Here is a 23,755-nt window from a genome sequence, read left to right on the forward strand (position 1 = left end):
CGTGATGGCGAGCAAGGAACCTCAAGGAAAAATGTCGGGCAAGGAGAAGTGCTTTCAGGCTGCCTGGGATACCGTCAAGGAAACGACCGGCGACGAGTCGATGGATATCGATTCGCAGCAGACCTGGGGGCTCGAAAACGGTCAGTGGATTTCGAACTACGACGGCTGGTGGCAGGCGATCCGACGATTCATGGGCGCGGTTGCCACCCAGGTTCGCCGACCGGATCTGACGATCACCCAGAACGGGACCAAAAGCGTCGTCGATCTCAAGTTCAACCGCGAAAACGGTCAGCCCGACAAGTGGGGAACGAAAATCGGCAACAGCGGCGGCACCCAGAAAGAAGATTATGGGCAAATCAACAAGCAGCAGAACGGCGGGAAGGATCCCTACGACAACACGCCCGAATTGAGCGAACAATCGTGCAAGTGCAATGAAGAGACGAAAGTCGAGCAACTGGTCGTCTCGCCAAGCGCGTCGTTTGCACAGGACCCGCTGCTGTTCCAGGGCATGGATCCAACGACGGCGCAGGCGCTGCAGGAAGGGTTTGCGGCCGCGGGCAGGGGTCTCCAGGGCATCGGGGAGCTGGGCGGCAGATTATTGGGGGGGCGCGGAGGCTTCCTGGAGGGAGAGCCGATTGTGCCGTAATGCCGGCGACGCCGTCCGAGCGTGACCTCATCACCTGAATACAGGACATCGATACATGAAGATTCCGGTAGACGACCTGTCATACGAAGCGGACGGCGTTCGCCTCGTCAGCCCATGCCTGTGGCTGGAGATATTTCTCGAATATGCGGAAGGGCCGGAGATACTCGACTTCTATCAGAAGGCGCGCGATGCGCTCGGTGACGGCCTGACGCACTACGACCTGGGAAGCGGGCGAAGAAAGCGTGTATCCGGTCGCTCGGAAACGCTGGTGCCGACATGGTGCGCAAACCCCGCTTACTCGCCCGGCAAGCAGTATTTCATCCTGATGAGCGGCGCCGAAGAGGGCGCAACGTCATCGGAACTGGTCGTGGAATTCTGGCCGCGATCCAGGACGGCCGAGCCGCCGGCGCGCGGCGCCTATCCTTATTCGGCGGTTGCGTGTGCGATACCGCTCGACCATCCTCTCGTGGTCGAAAACAGGTTGATCGACTGGATCAAGGGATTGGAGATCCTTTCCAAAGGCACGTTCATTTCCGGGTCCTGCGGAATCGGGCTGAATTTTCCGATCAACTTCCCGACCATCGAATCGTCTCGCGAAGCGACGAGGCATGTCGCTTCGGCCATCAGGCGTTATCCGGGGCTCGATGTTGCCGCGCGCATGATCGGCGTGCGCTTCGGGTTGCTGAAGATCGATCAGCTCCCCGGCAGCGCCAAGCCATCGCGCCGGACATTTCTGAAGCGTGTCAACTGGCTGTCTTTTGTCAATGAGAAGCAGGTCGAGCGATTGAGCGCACCGAGCTCGCTCGAAGCGCAGCTGCATCAGCTGGACGGCATCCGCGTGCACGGCCTGAGTCACGGTCTGCTTATCGAGGCGGGCGGGACGCCAAAAATCGGCGACAGCGCCCAGGGCGACTTCGTGCCCGTTTATCAGTCGGTTGCGCATCTGCTTCGTCCGGCCCGGCTGGAATCCATCGACGGTGGTCACCTGTCGCATGTGCTCGATGACCAGGCCGCGGCAGACTGGCTTGGCGCATTCGACACGCCTCAGTGATCTCGAACGCAATACTGGGCGTCATCAGGAGAACGATGCGGTGAAACTCGACATACGCGGCACCGGGCCGGGCATCGCGGAGCTCGAACACCTCGACGATCTTCCTGTCGAGCTGCGGGATCCCGTTCGGATGTTTGCCGACCTGATCAACGCCGGATTCGTGGTGCCCGACGACCCTGTCTCCCGGCGCCCCGAAAGGCCGCGCGTCGTTTTGACGGGCCCTCGGTTCAGCGATGCGCGCGACACGGCAGCGTGGCACATCGATGCGCCCGGCTTGCCTGTCAGCCATCTTCTGATCGCAAAGAACCTGCTCGGCATGAGGGCGATCGAAGCCTCGTTCGTGGCGGCCGGCAACCACGAGCCGCTGACGTTGGAGAACGTCGATTTCCCGCGCCACGAGGCTTCCGTGCCGTTTGCGTTCACGGTGGATCTGGATGAGAGCGTGCCGATTCGAGGATGCATGATCTATGTCCAGTATCGGGCGCCGCTCGAGAAGGCGCGCGCGGATCAGTTGTGCAAGCAGTTCTCGATCTGGGGCAACGTGGCGATGTGCGGGGGATTTACGCCGCCGGGCGTTGCTCCTGGCAAGGCGGGAACCTTGTTCGTGGCCGCGTTCCAGTACGATCCGGGCACGATCGCGCTGGAGTTCGAGGAATGCTTCGCCATCGATTTTGCGAGTTTCGAACTGATCAAGCGCTTCTTGCTTGAACAGACCGATGCGGGCAATCCGGTCGTCGATGTGACGGTCGAATAGCGTATGGGCGCACTCTCCGATGCCGACTTTGATCGAGGGTTCTGTGAAGAGCATCTCGACGAGTTGCAGTACCTCGTCCGCATGCGCGAACGGTCGATGCGGGTATCGGATCTCGTGCTCGCCGAATTCGTTCGGCTCGACAAGCGGATTCTGGGGCATTTGCGAGGGCTGACGCTTCGTCCCGGGATCGCCTGGCGATGTTTGACGGAGCGTATCGAACGAGACGGGCTATCCGATGAGCTTTTGTTTGCAGCGGGCGTGATGGCCCTGGCCGGTTCCGATGCCGAGCGGCAAGTCGTGTTCTTTTCATGGTTCGGCGCGTCGGGTTCGCCGCGCCGATTGATCAGGAACGTCGGCCGCTGGGTTCCGTACTGCCGGGCCTCTGGAGCTGCTCCGGACGTTGAACCTGCCGATCGTGCGCTTGCCTGCGTGCTTCGGCTGTCGATGATCCAGACGGCCGACGAGGCGGACGCACTCGTCGCATCGATACCGACGCATTCTCCGAACGACGTGTTGATTGCCGTTGCAAATACGATCGGCGAATACGGCCTGGAGCGCTTCAAAGCCGACATGGATGACCTGGCCGACCATGCCGATCCGGAAGTCAAACGTGCGGCGCTGGGCGCCTTGTTGCGACTGACGCCGGCGGCCGCGACGGAACGGATCTGGGGCCTGGGCTGGGAGGATATCCAGGACCATCAAGTGTTGTTCCGCGCGGCGGTCGCGCTTCACCGGGCAGTCGTGCCGGAATGGGTGAAGCGACTCGAGATGGGCGGGAAAGGGTCGGAGGCGCTGCTGTTCGCGGCGTTCTCGGGCGTGCCGTCGATGTCGGGTTACTTGCGCGAGAAAATGGCTGATGCGTCGCTCTCGCCGGTCGCGACGTTGTGCCATATGGCGGTTGCCGGGCAGCGTACCGAAGGCGGCACACGCGTATCCGTACGGGACGCAAGGGCGGATGCGACGGACCCGCCCGGCTTCCCGTCCGGAAAGGGTACGCGTGCGCACGAACACGTCCTTGATGGTGGGCAATTGACGCCGGAACGTGCGCTGCTGATTCTTCGCGATGGATTCCAGCTGCAGCGTGTCATTGCCAGCTACTGGCTCGGGCATGTGCTGGGGCACGGCGTCGATATCGACATGCCTGCGTTTGCGCAAATCCGGGCCTTGAAGAGAGGCCCGGCGCGGCGGCTGACCGGCTGATGGACGGTCCGCGCATGCCGGGCGCGTCAGGTGCTGCCGGTGCGCGGCAGCGAGCGTCATGCGTGGCGCAGCCCGGCGGTGTGCGTGCCTACGGCGCGACGACGTGCCACATCTTGTTGAAGTTGTCGCCGTTGCGCTCGCCCTGTTTCATGTCCTTCGAGAAGAAATACAGCGGCTTGCCCTTGTAGGCCCATTGCGGGCTGCCGTCGTCGCGCTTGACGATCGTATATGGGCCGACGGGCATGTCGGTCGCGCTCGCCTTGTACGGCGGCCAGAAGGACTCGCATTGGCCGGTGCACGCGCTGGCATTGGGCTTGTCCTTGTCGAAGTTGTAGAGGGTCATCCCGTTCGCGGCGACGAGCGCGCCGTTTTCGACGCTTGTGATGGCGCCCTGCGCAAACGCCGGCGCCGATACAACGGCGAGCAGGGCGGAACTGGCGAGAAGCGCGGCTTGCTTGATCATGATTGCCTCCTTGTTGTCCGGTGGGCGGTCGCGATCGCTCGCGCGTGGCGGCTGCGCGGTCCGGGATCGCGATGCGGAAAGCCCGCGGCGGGCGACGCGATCGGCAGCGGATCGGGTGGCGGACCGCGGGGGCGCTTCATTCACGATAGGCGCTTTTTCGCACGGACGTGAGCTTGCACGCCGATAAATGTTCCCAATTGATCTTCATAAATATTAAAATACGGAGTAATAGGGAATAAACTCGAGGGCCAACCGGCATGCAGGACGTTTTTTACACGGTCGACGAGGCGGCGCAAAAACTCCGTCTTCATCCGAAGACCATTCTTCGCTTCATCCGGGACGGGAAGCTGAACGCGAGCCGCGTCGGGAAGGCCTATCGGATCCGGCACGCGGACCTTGCCGCCGTCACCGGGGACGCAGTCGAACCGGAACCCGTTCGCGTCACTACCGTCGTCGACGTGCCCGACGCCCGCGCCGAACTGCATCAGTACGTGGCAAGGAGCTTGCAGGCCGTGCTGAACACCCCGACGGCGCGCGACAGCGCCGTGCATCTCGAAACGATCTTCGATCCGGAGCGAAGCCGGATCCGGGTCGTCGTCATCGCGTCGCTCGGCGATACCGCTGCGCTGCTTCAGACGCTGGACACCTTGCTGCAGTCGTTTCGCGGATGAGCGGCAGGTCGTCGGAAACCACCCGGGCGCGAGGCCCGATTCTGTCAACGGAACAGGGAGAAACGGCGATGTCCTCGAACGTGCTCAAGCTCGGCGATCAATGCGTGCTGGTGTGCGCGGACCGCGACACGGTGCTCGCGGGCGAAGCGGATGCGATCACGTTGATCGGCGACGCGTGGTCGCACGAAGCGGGTTGGGTCGCGGTACCGGTCGCGGCCATGCACGACGACCTGTTTCGGCTCGAAACCCGCCTGCTAGGCAACATCGCGCAGAAGTTCACGAACTACGGCATCGGCCTTGCAATCGTCGGCGACATCGACGGTTGGCTGGCGCGCAGTCAGGCGCTGCGCGCGTACGTCCACGAAAGCAATCGCGGCCGCACGGTGCTGTTCGTTCCGCATGTGTCCGCACTGGAACAGAAGCTCGCGGCCGGGGCGTGACGCGTTCGACCCGCGCCGCGCATCAGCGGCCGACGCGATTCGTCAGCGTGACGCCGGCGATCACGAGCACGCCGCCGACGAGCATCGACTGCGTCAGCGATTCGCCGAGCAGGACCACGGACAGCAGCACTCCGAACACCGGCACGAGATTGGTGAACACCGCGGTGCGGGCCGGGCCCAGTGCGCGGATGCCCTGCGAGTACCAGACGAACGCGACGACGGTGCCGACCGCGCCGAGATACGCCATCGCGCCGACCGCTTGCCAGGTGAGCGGGGCGGTCGCGCCCGCGTGCGTATCCAGCAGGCTCGCGCCGAGCAGCAATGCGAGTCCCCAGAGCGTCGCATAAGTGGTCGACACGAGCGGTGACAGCCCGTCGAGCGCGTAGCGGCCGATGACGGTATACGCAGCCCAGCTGGCAACCGCGCACAGCATGTAGCGTTCCCCGGCGCCGAACGTGCTGTGCAGGTCGGTGAGGACCAGCATGAGCTGCCCGCGGCTGATCACGACCAGCGCACCGAACAGCGCCAGCGCGATGCCCGCCCAGCGGGCCGGCGTAAGCCGCTCGCGGAACCCGACCGACAGCAGGAGCGCCGTCGCGACCGGATTCAGCGCGACGAACAGCGCGGTGCGTCCCGCCGGCATGCGCGCCAGCGCGGCAAAGAAACACAGGTTGTAGAGGAAGATGCCCGTCACGCCGAGCCCGAAGGTCGCCAGAAGCTGCCGGCCGTTCAATCTCGGCAGGCGTCCTTCGACTTTCCACGTCAGACCCGCCAGCAACAGCGCCGCGATCGCGAATCGTCCGGTCGCGGCTGTCGTCGCGGGCAGCGACGCGGCGAGCACGCGGCCCGCGATGAAGGTGCCGCCCCAGAACAGTGCGACCAGGGTGAGCTTGACGTAGATCCCGTTGGGCGACAGCGCTTTGGCTGCGGCGACCGGTGTGGCGGGTGCGTTCATGTTTTCGACAGGGTGGGATGGAAAGTCGTGTGGGCAACGGATCGCGCCGACGGCATCATCGAAGCGCCGACGCCGCGACGAGCGTGGTCAGCACGGCCGGCATCGCGATCGTCGCGAACAGCGTCTGGAATGCGGTGATGCCGGCCATCAGCGGCGCGTCGCCGCCGAGCTGGCGCGCCATCAGGTACGACGCCGACGACGTCGGCAGCGCCTGGAACAGCAGCGCCACCGTGAGGGCCGCGTCGCCGAGCCCGAGCGCGCGCCCCGCGACGAGCGTGAGCAGCGGCATCGCGACGAACTTGAACGCCGACGCAACGCAGACCGGTTGCATCCACGCGCGCGCGGCGTCGAACGTCAAGGCCGCGCCCACGCACAGCAGGCCGAGCGGCATCGACGCGGCGCCGAGCGCGCGCACGGCCGGTTCGATCGCGGGCGGGAACGTCGCGCCGCTGGCCTGCATCGCGATCCCGATTGCGCAGGCCACCACCAGCGGATTCGACACGATCTGGCGCACGAGCGCGGCGACACCCAGGCGCGTCGATCCGTAGCGCGCGAACACCAGCACGCACATCAGGTTGACGGTCGGGACGATCGCGGCGACGCACACGGCGGCCAGCGCAATGCCCTGGGCGCCGAACAGGCCCGCGGCCAGCGATGCGCCGACGTAGTTGTTGAAGCGCACCGCGCCCTGGAATACCGACGTGAAGCCGGCGCCGTCCACGCGCACGAACGGGCGGATCAGCAACAGCGTCGCCGCGACGGCCACCGTCGAGCCGACCAGCGCGAGCGCGAGCGGCGCCACGGCGAGCGATTGCAGTCGGGCGTTCGCGAGCCCGTGTGCGAACAGCGCGGGCAACAGCACGTAATAGCACAGGCGCTCGGCGGACGGCCAGAACGCGTCGGCCACGAAGCCGGTGCGCTTGAGCCCGTGGCCGAGCGCGACCAGCAGTGCGACCGGCGCCAGCGCGAGCAGGACGGCCCCGATCATCGCTGCGCTCGCGCACGCATCACGCGCGCCGGCGATGCGGCCGGGCGATGGGGCAATACGGGAATCCGTCCGGCGTGCGGCATGGCGACGAGCGTTCGAGCGAGTGGCGACGCCGCCAAGTTAACACGCGCAGGCAACAGGAATAATTGTTAATTATCGTCCGTCCAATGAGAAATGCTCATGGATGACGCGGTGACTTCCGCGGCCAGCGCGCGGGCGAAGCGCTCCGCCGGGCGCGACTGATGCTCGAGCAGCACGACGGCGCGCGCCATTTGCGGCTCGCCGAACGGCAAGCGGGTCACCGCGGGCAGGCGCGCCAGCGTCGCGTCGGAGAGCGCGACGATCGCGGCGCCCAGGCCGCTCGCGACCATGCGGACGATCGTCTCCGTGCTGTCCAGGACCATTTCCTCGCGCACCCGCACGCCGAGCCGGCGCAGCTCCGCGGCAATCATGCGGCCCGCCCACGCCTGCGCATCGAAGCGGATGAACGGCAGCGCTTCGAGCAGCGCGCCCGCGTCCCGCTCCGTGCAGTGCGGCGGGGCGAGCAGCCAGAAGCGATCCTCGTAGAGCGGGGTCCAGGTCAGTTCGGCCGGATGGGGTTTGACGGGGCGCGTCGTGATCGCCGCATCGAGCTCGCCGGCGGCGACGCGCTGCGCGAGCTCCGCCGACATCCCGGCGGACACGTGCACGCGCAGCGACGGATGCGCGTGACGCAGCGCGAGCAGCGCGTCGGGCAACGGGCCGGCCAGCGTGGTCTGGATCGCGCCGATCCGCAGGCGGCCGACCAGCTTCTTTTCGTCGCTGAGCGCGTCGGGAATCCGGTCGACCATCGCGAGGATCTGCTCGGCCTGCGCGACCAGGATGCGGCCCGCCTCGGTCAGCGTGGGCTGCCTGCGCGACCGGTCGAACAACTGGACGTTGAATTCGCTTTCGAGCGTCTTGATCTGCAGGCTCACCGCCGACTGCGTGAGCCCGATGGCTTCGCCGGCCCGGGCGAAGGTCCGGTAGCGGGCGATCGCCACCAGCGTTCTGAATGCGCGTAGTGACATGGACATGCTGACGTGGGCAGCCGGACAGAAAAAAGGGGCGGCAGCGTGCCGGCTCGCGCTCATCATGCCCGCGCGCCGTCAATCGGGCAACCGACGCGCTGACACGGTTTCAAATTTATACCCGGGTAATATTGACACCCGATTTACACCCGGGTATAAATTGAGCCGTTCAACTTCACGATGGATAGGAGGAGCAGCATGCATTCCGGTTCGTACACGGCTTTTGAAGGCTATCGGCGGCTCGCCACGGGTCCGCTTGCTACGGTCGCGCTCACGGTCAGACGGGCGAACGATGCGGGTCCCGCCGCCACGGTGCTGATCTTCGACGACGCGACCGGCCGTTCGATCGACATCGATACGCGCGGCTCGGACGATGAGATCCGCGCGCGCTTCGAACCACCGCGAGAACACGCGCCAGCGCCGACGGACGCGGAGGCCCGCGTGGACGAGCCGCGCGGCCGGGGCCGCCCGAAGCTCGGCGTGGTGTCGCGCGAGGTCACGCTGCTGCCGCGCCATTGGGACTGGCTGGGCGCGCAGCCCGGCGGCGCGTCGGTCGTGTTGCGCAAGCTCGTCGACGAAGCCCGGCGCGCGCGGGCAACGGAAGACCGCAGCCGCGTGGCGAAGGATCGGGCCTATCACTTCATGTCGGCGATCGGGGGCGATCTGGCCGGCTTCGAGGAGGCGGCGCGCGCGCTGTACGCGAACGATCACGCCCGGATGGGCGAGCTGATCGCGGCCTGGCCCGGCGACGTGCGCGATCACGCGCTCGCACTCGCGCTCGGCAAGATTCCGCCGGGCGCGGCCGACGATCAACCGCTGGAGCCCTGACGACATGACGACGTTCGATCTGAATGGCGGCGCGGTGGCGCCGGTCGCGGATGAAGTCGATCTTCATGACCTGCGCATCACCGGAAGCATCCCGTGCGACCTCGACGGGACCCTGCTGCGCAACGGCCCGAATCCGCTGCGCGGCCGATTCACCGGCAACGACGTGCTGTCGTGGTGGCCGGAATCCGCGATGCTGCATGCGCTGTCGTTCGACGGCGGCCGCGTGACCGGCTACCGCAACCGGTGGGCCCGCACGCGGCGCTGGGCGGACGTGTTCGCGCCGGAGCGGGCGGCATCGCTGCCCGACACCAATCCGAACGTGAACGTGCTGCGGCACGCGGGGGAACTGTTGGCGCTGGCCGAAGGCGGCATGCCGCTGGCGATCGGCGGCGATCTCGACGCGTTCGGCGTGCCGACGCGGCATGCGGGGCTGGCGGGCGGCATGACCGCGCATCCGAAGGTCGATCCGCGCACCGGCGAACTGATGACGTTTCGCGCGCACTGGGAGGCGCCGTGGCTGCGTTACGGCGTCCATGATGCACAGGGGCGGCAGACCGTCGACGTCGAGATCGACGTGCCGGCGCCGTCGATGATGCACGACATGGCGATCACCGCGACCCACAGCATCCTGCTCGACCTCAACGTCGGCTACGACTTCTCGATGCTGTCGCAAGGACACCGGATGCCGCTGCGTTGGCACGACGAGCGCCGGGCGCGCCTCGGCGTGATCCCGCGTCACGGCGGCGTGGTGCGCTGGTTCGACATCGCGCCGTGCTTCATCCAGCACGTCGTGAACGCGTACGACAGCGACGATGCGACGATCGTGCTCGATGCGGTGCGATACCCGTGGTTCCTGCGGGTCGGCAAGCATCCCGGCGCGTTCGAGGACAACCCGCTGGGCGTGCTGTGGCGCTACGTGATCGACCTCGATCGAGGAACGGTCGCCGAGACGCGGATTGGGGAAGCGGGCATTGAATTGCCGCGCATCAACGAAGACCGGACGGGCGGCGCGTACCGGTTCTTCTATGCGGTCGAACAGCCGACCAATGCGGAACTTCGCGGCATCGTCCGCTACGACCTCGAGCAAGGAACGGTCGCACGTTACGACGTGCCCGAGGGCGACCAGAACAGCGAGCCGGTGTTCGTGTCCCGCGCCGGGTCGTCCGCCGAGGACGACGGTTGGGTGCTCGCATGGGTGTACCGTCGCGCGACCGATACCAGCGACCTCGTCATTCTCGACGCGCGCCGCATCGAGCGCGGGCCGGTTGCGACCGTCCATCTGCCGAGGCGCGTGCCGGCGGGATTTCATGGCGCGTGGGTGCCCGGCACGCGCTGACCCGCGGACAGGCCGTGCGGGTCGCGCCCGTCAAACCCACAGCCGATACAGCCAGAACGACTCGTCGTCGGCGAAGCGTTGCGCGAACTCGCTCGGCGAGAATCCGGTGATGCGCTTGGACGTCCGGCTCAGATGGGCCTGATCGGCGAATCCCTCGTCGAGCGCCAGCGTCGCCCAGTCGAACGGATGCCCGGTCTCGTAGCGCTCGCGCGCCGCGAAGAACAGGCCTTCGGTCCTGACGAGCGCCTGCCACTCGCGCAGCGATCGCCCGCTGTAGGACTTGATGCGGCGCTCGACCTGACGCGGACTTTGCGTGCGCCGCCATTCGCGCGCCTGCCATGCGAGGCGGCCGACCCAGTGCCGGCCTGCGTCGCGCAGCGACGACAGGCCTGAACCCTCGCCCCGATGCGCGCGCCAGCGCGGCGCGAGATGGCGCTCCAGCGCGGCCAGCGTGGCCGCGTCGTCGTCGGCGCCGGACAGCGCATCGCAGAGCGGCCGCCAGTCGTCGCCGAGCAGTTCGCGCGCATCGACAAAGCGGTCGTGGATCGCGGGCAGCGCGACGCCGAACAGCGCGCGCGCGGCATCGGCGGTGAAACACGCGATGCCGCCGCGTCCGGTCGTCGGCGCCCAGCTCGTCAGCGGCCGCGACTGGCTGCCGGAAAGCATCACGGTGGCGCCGAACGGCTCCCAGCGCGGGCCGTCCGCCGTCTGCTCGACGAGCCCCACGCCGAAGTCGCGATACCACGACAGGCACACGAACGGCGAAGCCGCGAAGTGGGTCAGGTTTTGCGCGTCGCTCAGCGCGAAGCCGCGCGTGTCGCGGCAGATGATCGCAACGACCGCGCCTTGCAACGCAAGCGGCGCGGGATACAGCCGGCCGTGAGGCGGCCGGCCGCCGCTCAACGCACGGGGCGCGCGCGCGAACGGATCGGGGCACGGCGTCAAGGTCGGTAGCGGGGCGCAGGACATGACGGGGCAGTATAGGGAGGCGCAACCCGCGTGTCGATGTCGTTTGCGTTCAAGACCGCCAATCGGTGCGCGCGGACAATGCGCCGCATGAACACACGATCCCATACCCAATGCCCGTTCCACGCGGAAGCGCCGTCGCCCGCGCCCGCGCTTCACCCGCCCGGCGTGTGGCCGCCGGGGCCGCGCGCCGGCCTGACCGGTTGGGGGCTGTTGCGCGCCATGTCGCGCGACCTGCTCGGCACGCTGGCCGGATGGCGGCAGACCTACGGCGACGTCGTTCACCTGCGCATGTGGCCCGAGCATGCGGTCGTGGTCACCGACCCGCAGCTCGTCCGCGAATTGCTGGTCACGCACCACGACGCGCTGGTGAGATGGGAGCGCGGCACGCGCGTATTCGGGCAGGTCCACGGACACAGCGTGCTGATCGCCGAGGGCGACGCATGGCGCGACAAGCGGCAGGCGTTGCAGCCGAGCTTCATGCCGAAGGCGGTCCAGGGCTTCGTCCCGACGATCGCGGGGACGGCCGGTCATGCGCTCGCGCAGTGGCCCGCGCACGATCCACGCTGGCCGATCGAAAGCGCGCTGACGTCGCTGGCGATGGACGTGATCGTGCGCACGATGTTCTCCGACGTGATCGGCGACGACACACGCGAGGCCGAGGCCGCCGTGCGCACCGTGAGCGCAGCGGCCAACGCCGAGTTCTACCAGCCGTGGAGCGCGCCGGACTGGATGCCGTGGAAGCGGCGCAAGGCACGGGCCTCGGCGGTGCTGAACGACCTGATCGATCGGCAGCTGCACGCGCGTCTCGACGTGCCGGACAGCGCGTGGCCGGACGACCTGCTGTCCCGGCTGTTGCGCCTGCACCGGGCGAACGCGCGCAGCTGGCCGTTGCGGGCGGTGCGCGACGAATGCATGACGGCATTCCTCGCCGGACACGAAACGACGGCGGCGACGCTGACGTGGTGGGCCTGGTGCATGGCGTCGAATCCGGCGGCCCAGGCCGTGGCGCGGGAGGAAGTCGCGCGCGTGCTGGGCGGCCGCGCGCCGACGGCGGAGAAGCGGCCGTTGCTGCGCTATCTGGCGCAGACGCTCGAAGAGACGCTGCGCCTGTATCCGGCGGCGCCGATCCTGATCAGCCGTCGCGCGTTGCGGCCGATCGCGTTGGGCGGGTGGCAGTTGCCCGCGCGGACGCTGTTCATGCTGCCGCTGCAGCTCATGCATGACGACCCGAGATGGTTCCCCGAGCCGGACGCATTCCGGCCGGAGCGCTTCGCCGAGGATGCGCCGGCCGTGCCGCGCGGCGCGTACATGCCGTTCGGCACCGGGCCGCGGGTCTGTCTCGGGCAGCATCTGGCGACGACCGAGATGATCGTGATCGCCGCGATGCTGTTGCAGCGTTTCGAACTGTCGGTGCCGGCGGGGATGACCGCGCCGCGGCCCGTGCTGAACGTGACGCTGCGGCCGGACCGGCCGTTGCAGCTTGGGATCGCGGCGATCGACCCGGGGGCGGACTGATCGGGCAGGCGCGCGGGTTTGTCGACGCCGCAGGACAGTCCGTCACGGCGAGTCCCGCTCCCCCAACGCCTGAATGAACCGCGAAAACAGTTCCGGCTGCGACGAAATCCCGAGTTTCGCGTACAGATGCCGCCGATGCACCTTCACGGTTTCCGGCGAGATCGCGAGCCGTTCGGCGATCGCCTTCGACGAGTTGCCGCGCAGCACCATCCGCGCGATCGCCATTTCGCGCTCCGTCAGAAGACCCGCCCCGAACCGCGCGAGCGCCTGCTCGACGCGCGCGCCGAGATCGCCGTCGGGCGCCGCGCGCGCGGCGTCGCCGACCAGCTTCCAGTGCTGGCGGATCGTCGCGAGCACCCACGGCATCGCGGCCGTCAGCTTGCCGAGCGGCTCGACGTCGAAACGGCTTGCCCCTCCGAGCGACAACGACAGCAGCAGGTCCGGCTGCGCGCGCACCAGAATCTGGATCTCGTCCTCCCCGACCGCATCGCGGAAATAACTCAGGAAATACTCGCTCTGCCGGAACAGGTCCGGCGCCACTTCCTCGAGCCGATAGCACCCGTCGCCGAGCCCGTCGTGCGCGGCCTGCAGAAACGGATCGAGCAGATATAACCCGTTGAGGTAAAGCGGCACCGGCGACGGCTTGTCCGTCCCGCCGGTGTCGTATTCGTCGAGCACGACCGGCACGCCGTCACGGCCGATCGCGGTCGCGAGCGCGTTGTCGAACGGCGCCATCTCGTTGAGCAGCAGCACCAGGAAACGCCAGAAGCGCGGCTGGCCGAGATGGTCGATCGCGCGACCGAGCGCCTGGTGCATCGCGATTTCCGAAAAGAGACGATCCATACCACCACCGGAAGGGCGTAACACGAAGGGGGAATAGCAGTCTTGAAATTGGCTTCCTAGACTGCCACGCAATCAGGTGGCCCCGAGTATGGGCGTTCAAAAAAACGCAGCACAGGAGAGCAAGATGGCGATGATGTCGGATACGACGGGCACGCTGCAAGCGGCGCCCGCAACCAGCGATGCGCCGCGCGCGCTCGCGCAGACGCTCAGCGTGCGCGACGCGGTGATGATCACCGTGTCGGGCGTGACGCCCGCGAGCTCGATCTTCGTGATCGCACCGTTCGCGATTCAGCAGGCCGGCAGCGGCGCGGTGCTGTCGTTCGTGCTCGGCGGCGTGCTCGCGTTCGCGTTCGCGCTCTGCTATGCGGAACTGAGCGCCGCGCATCGCAGCGCCGGCGGCGAATACGTGATGGCCAAGCGCGTGTTCGGCACGCTGCCCGGCTACCTGACCTTCATCGCGGTGCTGTCCGTCAGCGTGTTCATTCCGGCCGTGCTCGCGAGCGGCGCCGCACCATACCTGAACACTGCGCTCGGCACGCGCTTCGGCAACCAGTCGGTCGCGCTGACGATCGTGCTGCTCGGCTACGTGCTCGGCATGCTCAACATCAAGACCAACGCGTGGATCACCGGCGCGTTCCTGGTCGTCGAAATCGGCGTGCTGATGCTGATCGCGGGGCTCGGCTTCGGCGCGCCGCATCGCGGCGCCGACGCGCTGATCCATCCGGTCGTCGCGAGCGGCGGCGTATTGACGCCCGCCACGGCGGCTGCGATCGTGCCGGCGATCGGCACCGCGATCTTCTGCTACAACGGCTTCGGCTCGGCGGTGTTCCTCGCGGAAGACCTGCGCGGGGGCAACCGCAACGTCGCGAAGGCGGTCCTCTATTCGCTGATCGTGATCCTCGTCGTCGAGCTGGTGCCGCTGGCCGCGATCGTGCTGGGCGCGCCGTCGCTGACCGAACTGTCGAAAAGCGCGGATCCGATCGGCTACGTCGTGAGCGCGCTCAGCAATCCGGCCGTGTCGCGCGTCGTCAGCGGCGGCATCTTCCTGTCGGTGTTCAACGCGATCATCGCGATCGTGATCACGATGGGGCGCCTGCTGTACAGCAGCGGCCGTCACGCGCTCTGGTCGCGCGGCTGCAATCGCGCGTTCTCGGCGATCCATCCGCGCCTCGAGTCGCCATGGCTCGCGACGCTCGCGCTTGCGGTGCCGTCGGCGGGCCTCGTGTTCGTGTCGAGCCTCGACGAGCTGACCGCGTTCACGGTCGACCTGCTGCTGCTCGTCTATCTCGTCGTTGGCCTCGCCGCGCTCGCGAGCCGCTTCGTGCGCCGCGACGTGGAGCATCATTACCGGATGCCGTTCTGGCCGGTGACGCCGCTCGTCGCGGTGGCGGGCGCCGTGTACACGCTCTATACGACCCTGGCGACGTCGGCGAAGCCGGCCGACCTGATCATCATCGCGGGGCTGTTCGTCGCCGCGCTCGCGATGTATGCGATGTGGGCGCGCCACAGCGACGCGTTCCGCGCACTCTGACCGACGATCGAACCAACCATGGGAGGAAGGGCAACATGCGCACGAGGGATCTCGGCATCCGCATCGGACTCGGCACGCCGGGCCGCTTCAACGCGATTACCGACGTCGTCGGCGTCCGGGTCGGGCACTGCACGCTGAACGCCGACGCCGGCGACGCGTCGGTCCGCACCGGCGTCACGATCATCGAGCCGCGCGCCGGCGCCGTGCACGACGAACCGTGCTTTGCGGGCTTGCACGTGCTGAACGGCAACGGCGATGCGACAGGCCTCGAATGGATTCGCGAAGCCGGCATGCTGACGACGCCGATCGCGACCACCAACACGCACAGCGTCGGCGTCGTGCGCGACGCGCTCGTCGCGAACGAACGCGGCTTCGCGCGTGACCGCGTGTACTGGTGCATGCCGGTCGTGATGGAAACCTACGACGGCCTGCTCAACGACATCTGGGGGCAGCACGTGACGGCGGCGCACGTGCGGCAGGCGCTCGCGGCCGCGCGCTCGGGACCAGTCGCGGAAGGCGGCGTCGGCGGCGGCACGGGGATGATCTGCCACGAGTTCAAGGGCGGCATCGGCACCGCGTCGCGGGTGCTCGACGCGGCTTCAGGCGGCTGGACCGTCGGCGCGCTGGTGCAGGCGAACTACGGCTGCCGTGAGATGCTGCGCGTGGCCGGCTATCCGGTCGGCGAGGTGCTGCGGCACGTGCATTCGCCGTTTCGCGCGCCGGCCGCGCGCGGCGAGGCGGGGATGGGATCGATCGTCGTCACGCTCGCGACCGACGCGCCGTTGCTGCCGCACCAGTGCACGCGGCTCGCGCAGCGCGCGAGCGTCGGGCTCGCGCGTGCCGGCGGCGGCACCGAGGATTCGAGCGGCGATATCTTTCTCGCGTTCGCGACCGGCAATCACGGGCTGCCGGCCGCGAACTACGGACGCAAGGGCATGCCGACGACCGCCGTGCGGATGGTCAACAACGATCACATTTCCGCGCTGTTCGTCGCGGCGGCGGAGGCAGTCGAGGAGGCGATCGTGAATGCGCTCGTCGCGGGCGGCGACGTCGAGGCGAGAGGGGCGCGCGTCGAAGGGCTGGGCGGGGCGCGCTTGCTGGATGCGTTGCGCGAAGTCGGCTGGCGGCCGGGGCGGGGGACGTAAACGCGATGCGCGCCGGCTCAGGCGAGGCGGCGCGAACAGGTGATGCAGGTGATGCGGAGCGGCGATCCGGCGTTCGGGCGCACGCCCGCGCACCCGGCGAGGGCGCTGCGGGCATGGCCGTCGCGACGCGGCGTCATGCTCAGCTGCCGAAGTAGATGTTGCAGAAGCTGACCGGGCCGACACAGGCGTTCGGATCTTCCTTCTTCGATTGCGCATGGTCGACGCGGCCGGCAGCTTGCACGGCTTCGGCGCGGTTCGCCTGTTGCTGGGCCTGTTCGGCCGGCGCCGGCTGAGCGTGCGCGACGGCGGCGGTGAGCGACAGGGCAACGAGGGCGAGGTGCAGCGGCTTCATTTCAATTTCTCCTGGGTGACTGCCAGTCCTGCTGGCGTGATCAAACTATAGGCTCGCCCTGCCTAAAGATTAATCACCCGGCGAGGAGAGCTTATTTGCATTCCGAACAAGGATGGCGTGTCGCACGCGATCAATGGCGATGCCGGTTGAACGGCGCATCCTTGTCGAGCAGCGCGCTGCGCACGAAGTGCAGGCAGCCGACGATGCGCTGCATCCGGCGCCGTTCGTCGGGCACCGCATGCCACGCGACCAGCGCGTGCTGCGCCGCGCGGATCGCGAGGTTCACCGATTTCAGCGTGCGCGCGTGGCGGGGCGGCGTCGGGTCGTCGAAGAACGGCGGCAGCGTGTCGAGCACCGCGTCGATCGATGCGGTCCAGCGCAGCGTTTGCGGCGGCTTCGCCGCGGAGAACGCCTGCACTTCGTCGCGCAGGTCGATCACCGCGTGGCCGACCTCGAGCGTCGCCAGCATCCAGCGCAGCGCGTCGCGATGCTGGCGCGTGCGCCTGACGAGCAGCGTGCGCAGCTGCGCCATCAGGTCGTGCGTGCTCGACTGGAAGCGCTGCGCGAGGCCGTCGCTCGCGCCTTCGCAGGCGAGCGTCACCTGGCGGCGCAGGTCGTGCGCGATGCGGCCCGTCAGCCACGGCATGTGCGTGGGGAACACGACTGCGAACACGATCGAGCACGCGAGCATCGCGACGACGAGCGCGATGCCGTTGTTGATCAGCACCTCGGGCGTGTACGCGATCACGTTGTCGGGGCCCGCGAGCAGGCAGAAGAACACCGCGAAGCCGATCCCGTAGCCGGACAGGCCCGGTCGCATCGCAAGGAACGCGCCGAAGCCGAGCACCGGCGCGAGCGCCGCGCACAGCAGCGGAAAGCCGTCGATGTTCGGATACACGTAGCACAGGAACAGGTAGCCGACGAGCGTCGCGAGCGCCGCGCCCGCGCCCATCTGCGCGACGAACTTCGGCGCGCGCGGCGACGTCGAGCTGAGCGCGCACGCGATCGAGGCGCCGATCACCGCGAGCGCGCCGCTCGGCCATTCCGACGCGATCCAGAAACAGCTCATCGCGCCGACCGCGACCACCGTGCGCAGGAACGTGAAGCCGACGAAGAACGTGTTGGTCTTCACCGCGTAGTGGGTGACCGAGCGCTCGAACGCGTGGTCGTCGTCGTCGAGCGACGCATAGGTGTCCGCGTAGCCGAGGAATTCGCCGACGAAGCGATACATCAGCTCGACGGCCGTATCGAAATCGAGCAGGCCGCCGGCCGCATGATCCTCGAGGTCGCGGCGCGACGCGCGCGCGGCCTTGGGCAGCGCGGTGTGGAGGCGGCGCAGCTCGAGCAGCGCGCCGGTCGCGCGCGCCGGCCCGCGCTTGAGCTCGCCATCGAGCGCGGCGAGCCGCTGCGCGAGTGCGTCGAGATGCGGTGCGAGCGCCGCGGGCACCGCGTCCGCCTGGCTCTCGCGCAGGCGCTTGACCAGCTGGTGCAGCGCATGGAGCCGCGTGCACGCATTCATGAATTCGCTGTTCAGCCGCGCGAGCCGGCGGCTGCGCGCGCGGATGTGCGGGTCCTCGAACGACGCGAACGCGCGGTTCGCCTCGAAGCCGACGATCTCGTCGACGAAATCGGCGAACTGGCGTTCGAACCCGCCGCGCTCGATGTCGCCCGCGAGCGCGCCGGACGCGAACGCGACGAACTTCGCGTGACGCGCGCTCAGCGAGCGCATCAGCGCGTTCGCCGAGCTGAGCGGCAGGACCAGCGCGCTGACGACGCCGGAACAGACGATGCCGAGCGCGACTTCCGCGGCGCGCGTCAGCGCGGACTGGAACAGCGTCTGCGGCGTCATCACCGACGGCAGCCCGATCAGCGCGGCCGTGTAGCCGGCGAGCACGAAGCCGTACCAGCGGAAGTGGCGGTTGCGCACCGCGAGCGCGATGCAGCCGCCGACCCACAGCGTGATGCCGGCCATGTACAGCTCGGGCTGCTGCGCGAACAGCCCGCCGAGCGCCAGCGCGGCGACGAGGCCGGCCGCGGTGCCGAGCACCCGGTAGAAACTCTTCGCGAACACCATCCCGGACAGCGGCTGCATCAGCACGAACACGGTCGTCATCGCGGTGCGCGGCTGCGACATCTCGAGCCGCATCGCGATGCCCATCGCGAGCAGCGCCGCGAACACGGTCTTGGCGAGGTGCAGCCAGATCAGCCCGTCGCTCGCGGCCCAGTCGCGCGCCGCCTGGCCGAGCGGATCGAGCCAGCGTCCCGCTCGTTGGAATCCGGCGGAAGGGGGCTCGATCGCAGGTTGTGGCTTCATGACAAGAGGGGACGCGCACTTCGCCGGGCGCGTTGCCGCAGCTCGGCCGAACGCGCCCGTTCGACTGGTGAGGCGCCGATTGTAGGAGCGCGGCGCCCGCGCATTAACGCAACCCGGGGGAAACGATAGTTGCAGCCGATGTAACAATGCATCGCATTCCGTGGAGGAAAATAGCGGCTCCGACACAGGTGGTTCACAGGAATGGATACGCTTCAAAACATGCGGGTGTTTACGCGCGTCGTCGAGACGGGCAGCTTCACCGCCGCCGCGCAATCGCTGAATTCGACGACGGGCGCGATGTCGCGCGCGGTGTCGGAGCTCGAGGCGCGGCTGCGCACCCGCCTGATGAACCGCTCGACGCGCCGCCTCGCGCTGACGTCCGCCGGCGAAAGCTATCTGCGGCGCTGCCGGCAGATCCTCGCCGACGTCGATCGTGCGGAAGAGGAAGCGAGCTGCGCGCACGAGCGGCCGGCCGGCGTGCTGCGCATGCACAGCTTCGCGAGCGTCGGCCATCACTACGTCATGCCCGCGCTGACGCGCTATCACGCGCAGTATCCGGACGTGTCGATCGAGCTGTCGCTGTCGCAGCGGATGCCCGACCTGTTCGACGGCACCAGCGACATGGCGGTCGTGACAGCGTCGTCGCTGCCCGATTCGGAACTCGTGTCGCATCTGCTCGGCTCGACCTTCAGCATCCTGTGCGCGTCGCCGGACTACGTGCGCCAGCATGGCGCGCCGGCCCGTCCGCAGGATCTTGCCGCACACCAATGCCTGACGTTGTGCACGCCCGCGTTTCCGACGCACGAATGGCTGCTAGAAGGGCCGGGCGGCGTCGAGCAGATCCACGTGACGGGGCCGGTGCAGACCAACACGGCCGAATCGCTCGCGCTCGCGATCCGCGACGGCATCGGCATCGGGATGCTGCCGGTGTATTCGTCGATCGACGCGCTGCGCGACGGCACGCTCGTGCGCGTGCTGCCGGACCATATCCTGCAGAAGATGAACGTCTATGCGCTGTATCCGTCGCGCCGGTTCGTCGACGCGAAAGTGCGGACCTGGGTCGAGCTGCTGCGCGCCCAGGTGCCGGACATGATCACGCACGACGTCGAGATGCTGGCGGCGCTCGGGCGGGAACAGCAGGCCGCGTGATCCGCGGCGTTGCGCTGCATGTGCGCGCGTCAGGCGCGCGCTTTGGCGATTTCCATCGTTCGGGCATTTCGCCCCGCATGCGCACTGCGGCGCATGCGGGGCGACGTGCGTGATGCTTACAGCGCCGGCTTCGCGACCGCGCCCGATTCCGCGCCCGCCGTGCCGGCCGGACCGTATGCGGCCGCGCCGGCCTTGCGTTCGGCGAGGCGCTTGGCGGCAAGACGCTCCTGCGCGGCCATGATGTCGTCCGGATAGTTGCCGGCGTCGCCGAGCGACGGGTTGTAGCCGACGGATTCAAGGTCGTACAGCTCCTGCAGCACCTGCGCGCGCGTGACGGGCGACTTCGCCGACTGGGCGAACGACAGGGTGGGCGCGGCAAGCAGGACGGCTGCGGCGGCTGCGGTGACGACGAGCGATTTCACGATTTCCTCCAGGATGTTCGATGCGGTCCGGCAATTAGCGAGTGGTCCGAACCGTTGACTGAAGTCTACGCAGCGCTCATGTGCGTAAAAACCCCGATTCCAGACAGGCTGCCTTCCAGAACGAGCAACATTGAAAGGCGCGAAGGAACGCATCGTGCAGGGGGATTCGAACGCGGGGCGGGCGCTGCCGCCGCCGGTTCATGTGCCGCATGCGGCGAAACAGGCACGCTCGCGCGCGCCTGTTTCGCCGTCGCCGGCCGGTTGCATCGGCAACGTTGCCGATGCGACCGGTCAGTCACGAACGGATCGCCGGAACATGCGGCGGACGTGACCGGCTGGCGGGATCAGCAGCCGATATTGCCGCCGCCCACCGAGGTGCCGAGCAATCCGGTGAAGCGCTTGTAGGTGTCGATGCGGTCCTGGCGCTCGGCCGCGTTGCCGCCGTTGCACTCGAGGGCGCCGTTGATCGAACGGATCGTTTCGCCGAAGCCCTGGCCGGTGCTCATCGCCTGATGCGGCGTCATCCTTCCGGCCCCCGATTGCGTCATCCAGAACCACAGGGCCGTTTCCCACGCAATCGCCGCATTGGTCGCGACCCAGTCCGGATTGCCGAGCAGGTCCAGACCCAATGCGATCCCTGCCGTCTTGTAGTTGTAGTCCCAGCTCAGCTGCATCGGGCCGCGGCCATAGTACAGCTTGCCGCCGCAGTTTCCGGTCGAGCAGTACTTGTCCCAGTTGGCCTGATTGACTTCCCGAATGTAGACCAGGCCGCTGGTTTCATGCGACACGTTGGCGAGGAACGCTGCCGCTTCCTGCCTCGCCACGGCCTGATCGGGTTCGGTCGCGAACTCCGGATACTTCTTCAGCGCCGCGATCAGGCCGTCATAGGTATAGAACGCATTGCGCGTCGGGAACATCTGGTCGAAGGTGGCGCGGCTGACCACGAAGTTGCCGCCGCCCGCAGGCGGCGGCGACCCGGCGTCGCACGTAGTCGGGGCCCAATACCAGGAGCTGATCGTCGGATCGGTGCCGTCGCTGCCGTTGCTGCCGACGTTCACCACTTTGTAGAACCGGCCATTGGCTTGATAGAGCACGATTGCGCCGAGCGGATAGTTGACGCCGCGCGTCCATGCCGTGTACTGGCAACCGGCGAGCGCGGCGCCTTGAACGGGCGCGGCCGTCTGTGCGCCGGCTTGCCCGACGCTGCCCAGCAATCCCGCCAGGATGCACGCGAGGATGGTCTTGATTTTCATGAGCATAGCCCTCTTGAAATTTGGGAGAGAAATTTTTGAATCGGTTGTTTAGTCGTAAATGCCGATTGTTTATTCGCGCGTGCTTTGCCTTGCAGGAGATTTCTCTGCGCGAGCGAAACGAAAATCGGCTGACCTGGCAACCGCGCATCGCGGCTTGGCGAGCAGCCCGTTCTTGAATTGCAAAAACTCGCAATCGAGCGCTGATGCCATTTCAGAAAATGAATCGCGATGCAGAGCCAATATAATCACAAATTTAATTACTTAATTATTAATGTGATTTATTTGATATTTCTAGGATGTTTTTGTTGCTGGATTTGGATTGGAATTGCTGTAAATGTGGAAGAGATAATTGCATTGCCGGCGGTTAATGTTCTCTGACTTGCCGGTGCGCCGTCGACCGCTCGAGTCTGCGACGAAAAAAAGCCCGCCATGGCAGGCGGGCTCCGGGAGTCCCTCGCACCGAAGCGCAAGGAACTCGGGACGGCGCGCGTATCGGACGCGCAGTGGTGCGCGCGGCCGATACGCGACGGCGCTCAGAAGCGCGTGCGCATGCCGATCGTGCCGACGATCTGGTTCGGCGTGCTCGACGCGCCGCCCGACCCGTTGATGAACGCCTGGTAGCCGCGGCCGGACGCATGCTGGTACATCGCTTCCGCATAGACGTCGGTGCGGCGCGACAGCTTGTAGACGGCCTGCAGGTCGACCTGGTGCCACTTCGGGTCGTTGCCGTGCTTGCTGTCCGGGTTCGACACGCTGGCGTCCGTGTACACGTACGCCGCGCCGAGGCTGAACGCCGGCGTCACCGCATAGCGGACGTTCACGTCGTAGTTGTTGAACGCGATCTGGCCGGTCGAGCCGAACGAGCCCGTGTTGTCGTATTGCGAGCGCGTGTACACGAAGCCGACGGTGGCCGGGCCGAACGCGTAGTTGATGCCGCCGCCATACGAACGCATGCGGTCCGAGCCGATCGACCAGCCGCCTTGGTTCAGGCTCTTCGCTTCGGCGGCGTCGGTCGCGCCGGGGCTCGCGCTCGTCGAACCCTTCGTGCCGTTCATCTGCAGGTATGCGCCCGCGAGCTTCAGCGGGCCGTTGGTGTAGCTCGCCGCGACGCTGTACGCACGGTTCGCGCCGAAGTTCGTCGCGTTCGAGAACGCGTACATCGCGCCGACCTTGAAGCCCGCGTACGTGTCGCTCGTGTACTTGACCGCGTTGTTGATGCGCAGCGAGTGGTTCAGGTTGTCGTTGTCGAACGGGTGCGCGAAGCTCGCGTCGCCGAAGTCGCCGGAGGTGGCCGACAGCGGCGCGACGAAGTCGACCATCGTGTCGTACTGGCGGCCGAGCGTGAGCGTGCCGTAGCCGCTTTCGCTGAGGCCGATGTATGCGTGACGGCCGAACAGCTTGCCGTCCTGGCCGAGCGAGCCGTTGTTGACGTTGAAGCCGTTCTCGAGCACGAACAGCGCCTTCAGGCCGCCGCCGAGATCCTCGGTGCCGCGCAGGCCGAAACGGCTGCCGTTGATCGTGCCGCTGGTCATGCGCCACAGCGAGGCGCCGCCGGCATTGTTGGTGTAAGCGATGCCGGCATCGATCAGGCCGTACAGCGTGACCGAGCTCTGTGCGTGCGCGAGCGGGGCGAACAGGGCGGCGGTGGCTGCGCCGGCGAGAAGGGTTTTTTTCACGTAAAGGCTCCTGCGTGTGGGACTGCGGACAAAAAGTTCGGCGCAAGTATAGGGACGCCAACGCGGAGATTTCGACGGTCCGGCGCGACAGCTCCGTTGCAGATCGAGCAAGAGTGCTTCACAAAACTGCCATGTATCGCGTTGCGCGCCCGCAGGGTGGCCGTGTCCGCGAGATGGCATCGGGACGGCCGATGGCCGATGCCGC

Annotated in this window: 24 protein-coding genes; 13 read left to right on the top strand and 11 right to left on the bottom strand. The window is 67.3% G+C overall.

The genetic code is table 11. From position 1 onward, the window contains the following. Positions 1 to 4: 4 nt before the first annotated feature. The 4 genes from B7P44_RS24855 to B7P44_RS24870 are packed head-to-tail and all read left to right on the top strand — an operon-like array spanning position 5 to position 3,651. Positions 5 to 646, top strand: coding sequence for a hypothetical protein (locus tag B7P44_RS24855; protein WP_133117904.1), 642 nt, complete (start codon positions 5 to 7; stop codon positions 644 to 646). A gap of 55 nt (positions 647 to 701) precedes the next feature. Beyond that, positions 702 to 1,697 (top strand): type VI immunity family protein, encoded by a 996-nt coding sequence (locus tag B7P44_RS24860; protein WP_084908608.1) that lies wholly within the window; start codon positions 702 to 704, stop codon positions 1,695 to 1,697. A gap of 40 nt (positions 1,698 to 1,737) precedes the next feature. Beyond that, positions 1,738 to 2,451, top strand: a complete 714-nt coding sequence (locus B7P44_RS24865; RefSeq protein ID WP_084908609.1) for a hypothetical protein — start codon at positions 1,738 to 1,740, stop codon at positions 2,449 to 2,451. A 3-nt stretch (positions 2,452 to 2,454) separates the two neighbouring features. After that, positions 2,455 to 3,651: a HEAT repeat domain-containing protein gene (locus tag B7P44_RS24870; protein WP_084908610.1), complete on the top strand. Its 1,197-nt coding sequence runs from the start codon at positions 2,455 to 2,457 to the stop codon at positions 3,649 to 3,651. A gap of 88 nt (positions 3,652 to 3,739) precedes the next feature. Here B7P44_RS24870 and B7P44_RS24875 read toward each other — a convergent pair whose 3' ends face one another. Next, the gene (locus tag B7P44_RS24875) at positions 3,740 to 4,114 is read right to left on the bottom strand and encodes a COG4315 family predicted lipoprotein (RefSeq protein ID WP_084908611.1); all 375 of its coding nucleotides are present in this window, start codon (positions 4,112 to 4,114) and stop codon (positions 3,740 to 3,742) included. 257 nt (positions 4,115 to 4,371) lie between these two features. Between B7P44_RS24875 and B7P44_RS24880 the strand changes: the two genes are divergently transcribed. Continuing rightward, entirely contained in the window at positions 4,372 to 4,785 is a 414-nt protein-coding gene (locus B7P44_RS24880; RefSeq protein WP_080431663.1) for a helix-turn-helix domain-containing protein, read from the top strand. 68 nt (positions 4,786 to 4,853) lie between these two features. Then, positions 4,854 to 5,225 (top strand): DUF4180 domain-containing protein, encoded by a 372-nt coding sequence (locus B7P44_RS24885; RefSeq protein WP_084908612.1) that lies wholly within the window; start codon positions 4,854 to 4,856, stop codon positions 5,223 to 5,225. Positions 5,226 to 5,247: 22 nt separating this feature from the next. Here B7P44_RS24885 and B7P44_RS24890 read toward each other — a convergent pair whose 3' ends face one another. The 3 genes from B7P44_RS24890 to B7P44_RS24900 form a co-directional block, all read right to left on the bottom strand. Continuing rightward, positions 5,248 to 6,180: a DMT family transporter gene (locus tag B7P44_RS24890; RefSeq protein WP_084908613.1), complete on the bottom strand. Its 933-nt coding sequence runs from the start codon at positions 6,178 to 6,180 to the stop codon at positions 5,248 to 5,250. A gap of 55 nt (positions 6,181 to 6,235) precedes the next feature. Further along, positions 6,236 to 7,168: an AEC family transporter gene (locus B7P44_RS24895; protein WP_084908614.1), complete on the bottom strand. Its 933-nt coding sequence runs from the start codon at positions 7,166 to 7,168 to the stop codon at positions 6,236 to 6,238. 149 nt (positions 7,169 to 7,317) lie between these two features. Further along, positions 7,318 to 8,217, bottom strand: coding sequence for a LysR family transcriptional regulator (locus B7P44_RS24900; RefSeq protein WP_084908615.1), 900 nt, complete (start codon positions 8,215 to 8,217; stop codon positions 7,318 to 7,320). Between the two features lie 198 nt (positions 8,218 to 8,415). Between B7P44_RS24900 and B7P44_RS24905 the strand changes: the two genes are divergently transcribed. Together B7P44_RS24905 and B7P44_RS24910 are read left to right on the top strand one after the other, a co-directional pair. Beyond that, complete coding sequence (locus B7P44_RS24905; protein WP_084908616.1) at positions 8,416 to 9,045, top strand: DUF2239 family protein; 630 nt, start codon at positions 8,416 to 8,418, stop codon at positions 9,043 to 9,045. A gap of 4 nt (positions 9,046 to 9,049) precedes the next feature. Next, positions 9,050 to 10,381 (top strand): carotenoid oxygenase family protein, encoded by a 1,332-nt coding sequence (locus tag B7P44_RS24910; protein WP_084908617.1) that lies wholly within the window; start codon positions 9,050 to 9,052, stop codon positions 10,379 to 10,381. Positions 10,382 to 10,411: 30 nt separating this feature from the next. On the opposite strand, the gene B7P44_RS24915 is transcribed toward B7P44_RS24910, so the two are convergent. Continuing rightward, positions 10,412 to 11,350 (bottom strand): helix-turn-helix domain-containing protein, encoded by a 939-nt coding sequence (locus tag B7P44_RS24915; RefSeq protein WP_084908618.1) that lies wholly within the window; start codon positions 11,348 to 11,350, stop codon positions 10,412 to 10,414. Between the two features lie 87 nt (positions 11,351 to 11,437). Here B7P44_RS24915 and B7P44_RS24920 point away from each other — a divergent pair, with 87 nt between their 5' ends. After that, positions 11,438 to 12,865 carry a cytochrome P450 gene (locus tag B7P44_RS24920; RefSeq protein WP_084910010.1) on the top strand — a complete coding sequence of 476 codons (1,428 nt, stop codon included), beginning with the start codon at positions 11,438 to 11,440 and terminating at the stop codon, positions 12,863 to 12,865. 42 nt (positions 12,866 to 12,907) lie between these two features. Here B7P44_RS24920 and B7P44_RS24925 read toward each other — a convergent pair whose 3' ends face one another. Beyond that, on the bottom strand, positions 12,908 to 13,708 hold the full coding sequence (locus tag B7P44_RS24925) for a helix-turn-helix transcriptional regulator (protein WP_084908619.1): 801 nt from the start codon (positions 13,706 to 13,708) through the stop codon (positions 12,908 to 12,910). Between the two features lie 124 nt (positions 13,709 to 13,832). Here B7P44_RS24925 and B7P44_RS24930 point away from each other — a divergent pair, with 124 nt between their 5' ends. Together B7P44_RS24930 and B7P44_RS24935 are read left to right on the top strand one after the other, a co-directional pair. Then, on the top strand, positions 13,833 to 15,239 hold the full coding sequence (locus B7P44_RS24930; RefSeq protein WP_084908620.1) for an APC family permease: 1,407 nt from the start codon (positions 13,833 to 13,835) through the stop codon (positions 15,237 to 15,239). 35 nt (positions 15,240 to 15,274) lie between these two features. After that, the gene (locus tag B7P44_RS24935) at positions 15,275 to 16,384 is read left to right on the top strand and encodes a DmpA family aminopeptidase (RefSeq protein ID WP_084908621.1); all 1,110 of its coding nucleotides are present in this window, start codon (positions 15,275 to 15,277) and stop codon (positions 16,382 to 16,384) included. Positions 16,385 to 16,523: 139 nt separating this feature from the next. On the opposite strand, the gene B7P44_RS24940 is transcribed toward B7P44_RS24935, so the two are convergent. Together B7P44_RS24940 and B7P44_RS24945 are read right to left on the bottom strand one after the other, a co-directional pair. Next, positions 16,524 to 16,736, bottom strand: coding sequence for a hypothetical protein (locus B7P44_RS24940; RefSeq protein WP_084908622.1), 213 nt, complete (start codon positions 16,734 to 16,736; stop codon positions 16,524 to 16,526). 130 nt (positions 16,737 to 16,866) lie between these two features. After that, entirely contained in the window at positions 16,867 to 19,050 is a 2,184-nt protein-coding gene (locus B7P44_RS24945; protein ID WP_084908623.1) for an FUSC family protein, read from the bottom strand. 201 nt (positions 19,051 to 19,251) lie between these two features. On the opposite strand from B7P44_RS24945, the gene B7P44_RS24950 reads away from it, so the two are divergent. Next, positions 19,252 to 20,199, top strand: a complete 948-nt coding sequence (locus B7P44_RS24950; RefSeq protein WP_084908624.1) for a LysR family transcriptional regulator — start codon at positions 19,252 to 19,254, stop codon at positions 20,197 to 20,199. 116 nt (positions 20,200 to 20,315) lie between these two features. Here the strand turns inward: B7P44_RS24950 and B7P44_RS24955 are convergent, their stop codons facing one another. After that, the gene (locus B7P44_RS24955) at positions 20,316 to 20,621 is read right to left on the bottom strand and encodes a DUF4148 domain-containing protein (RefSeq protein WP_084908625.1); all 306 of its coding nucleotides are present in this window, start codon (positions 20,619 to 20,621) and stop codon (positions 20,316 to 20,318) included. Between the two features lie 130 nt (positions 20,622 to 20,751). On the opposite strand from B7P44_RS24955, the gene B7P44_RS24960 reads away from it, so the two are divergent. Next, complete coding sequence (locus B7P44_RS24960; RefSeq protein WP_084908626.1) at positions 20,752 to 20,952, top strand: hypothetical protein; 201 nt, start codon at positions 20,752 to 20,754, stop codon at positions 20,950 to 20,952. A gap of 13 nt (positions 20,953 to 20,965) precedes the next feature. Here the strand turns inward: B7P44_RS24960 and B7P44_RS24965 are convergent, their stop codons facing one another. Next, complete coding sequence (locus tag B7P44_RS24965) at positions 20,966 to 21,835, bottom strand: chitinase (protein WP_231716694.1); 870 nt, start codon at positions 21,833 to 21,835, stop codon at positions 20,966 to 20,968. A gap of 572 nt (positions 21,836 to 22,407) precedes the next feature. After that, positions 22,408 to 23,550: a porin gene (locus tag B7P44_RS24970; protein ID WP_084908627.1), complete on the bottom strand. Its 1,143-nt coding sequence runs from the start codon at positions 23,548 to 23,550 to the stop codon at positions 22,408 to 22,410. Positions 23,551 to 23,755: the final 205 nt, after the last annotated feature.

The sequence above is a fragment of the Burkholderia ubonensis subsp. mesacidophila genome (assembly GCF_002097715.1).
Lineage (GTDB): Bacteria > Pseudomonadota > Gammaproteobacteria > Burkholderiales > Burkholderiaceae > Burkholderia > Burkholderia mesacidophila.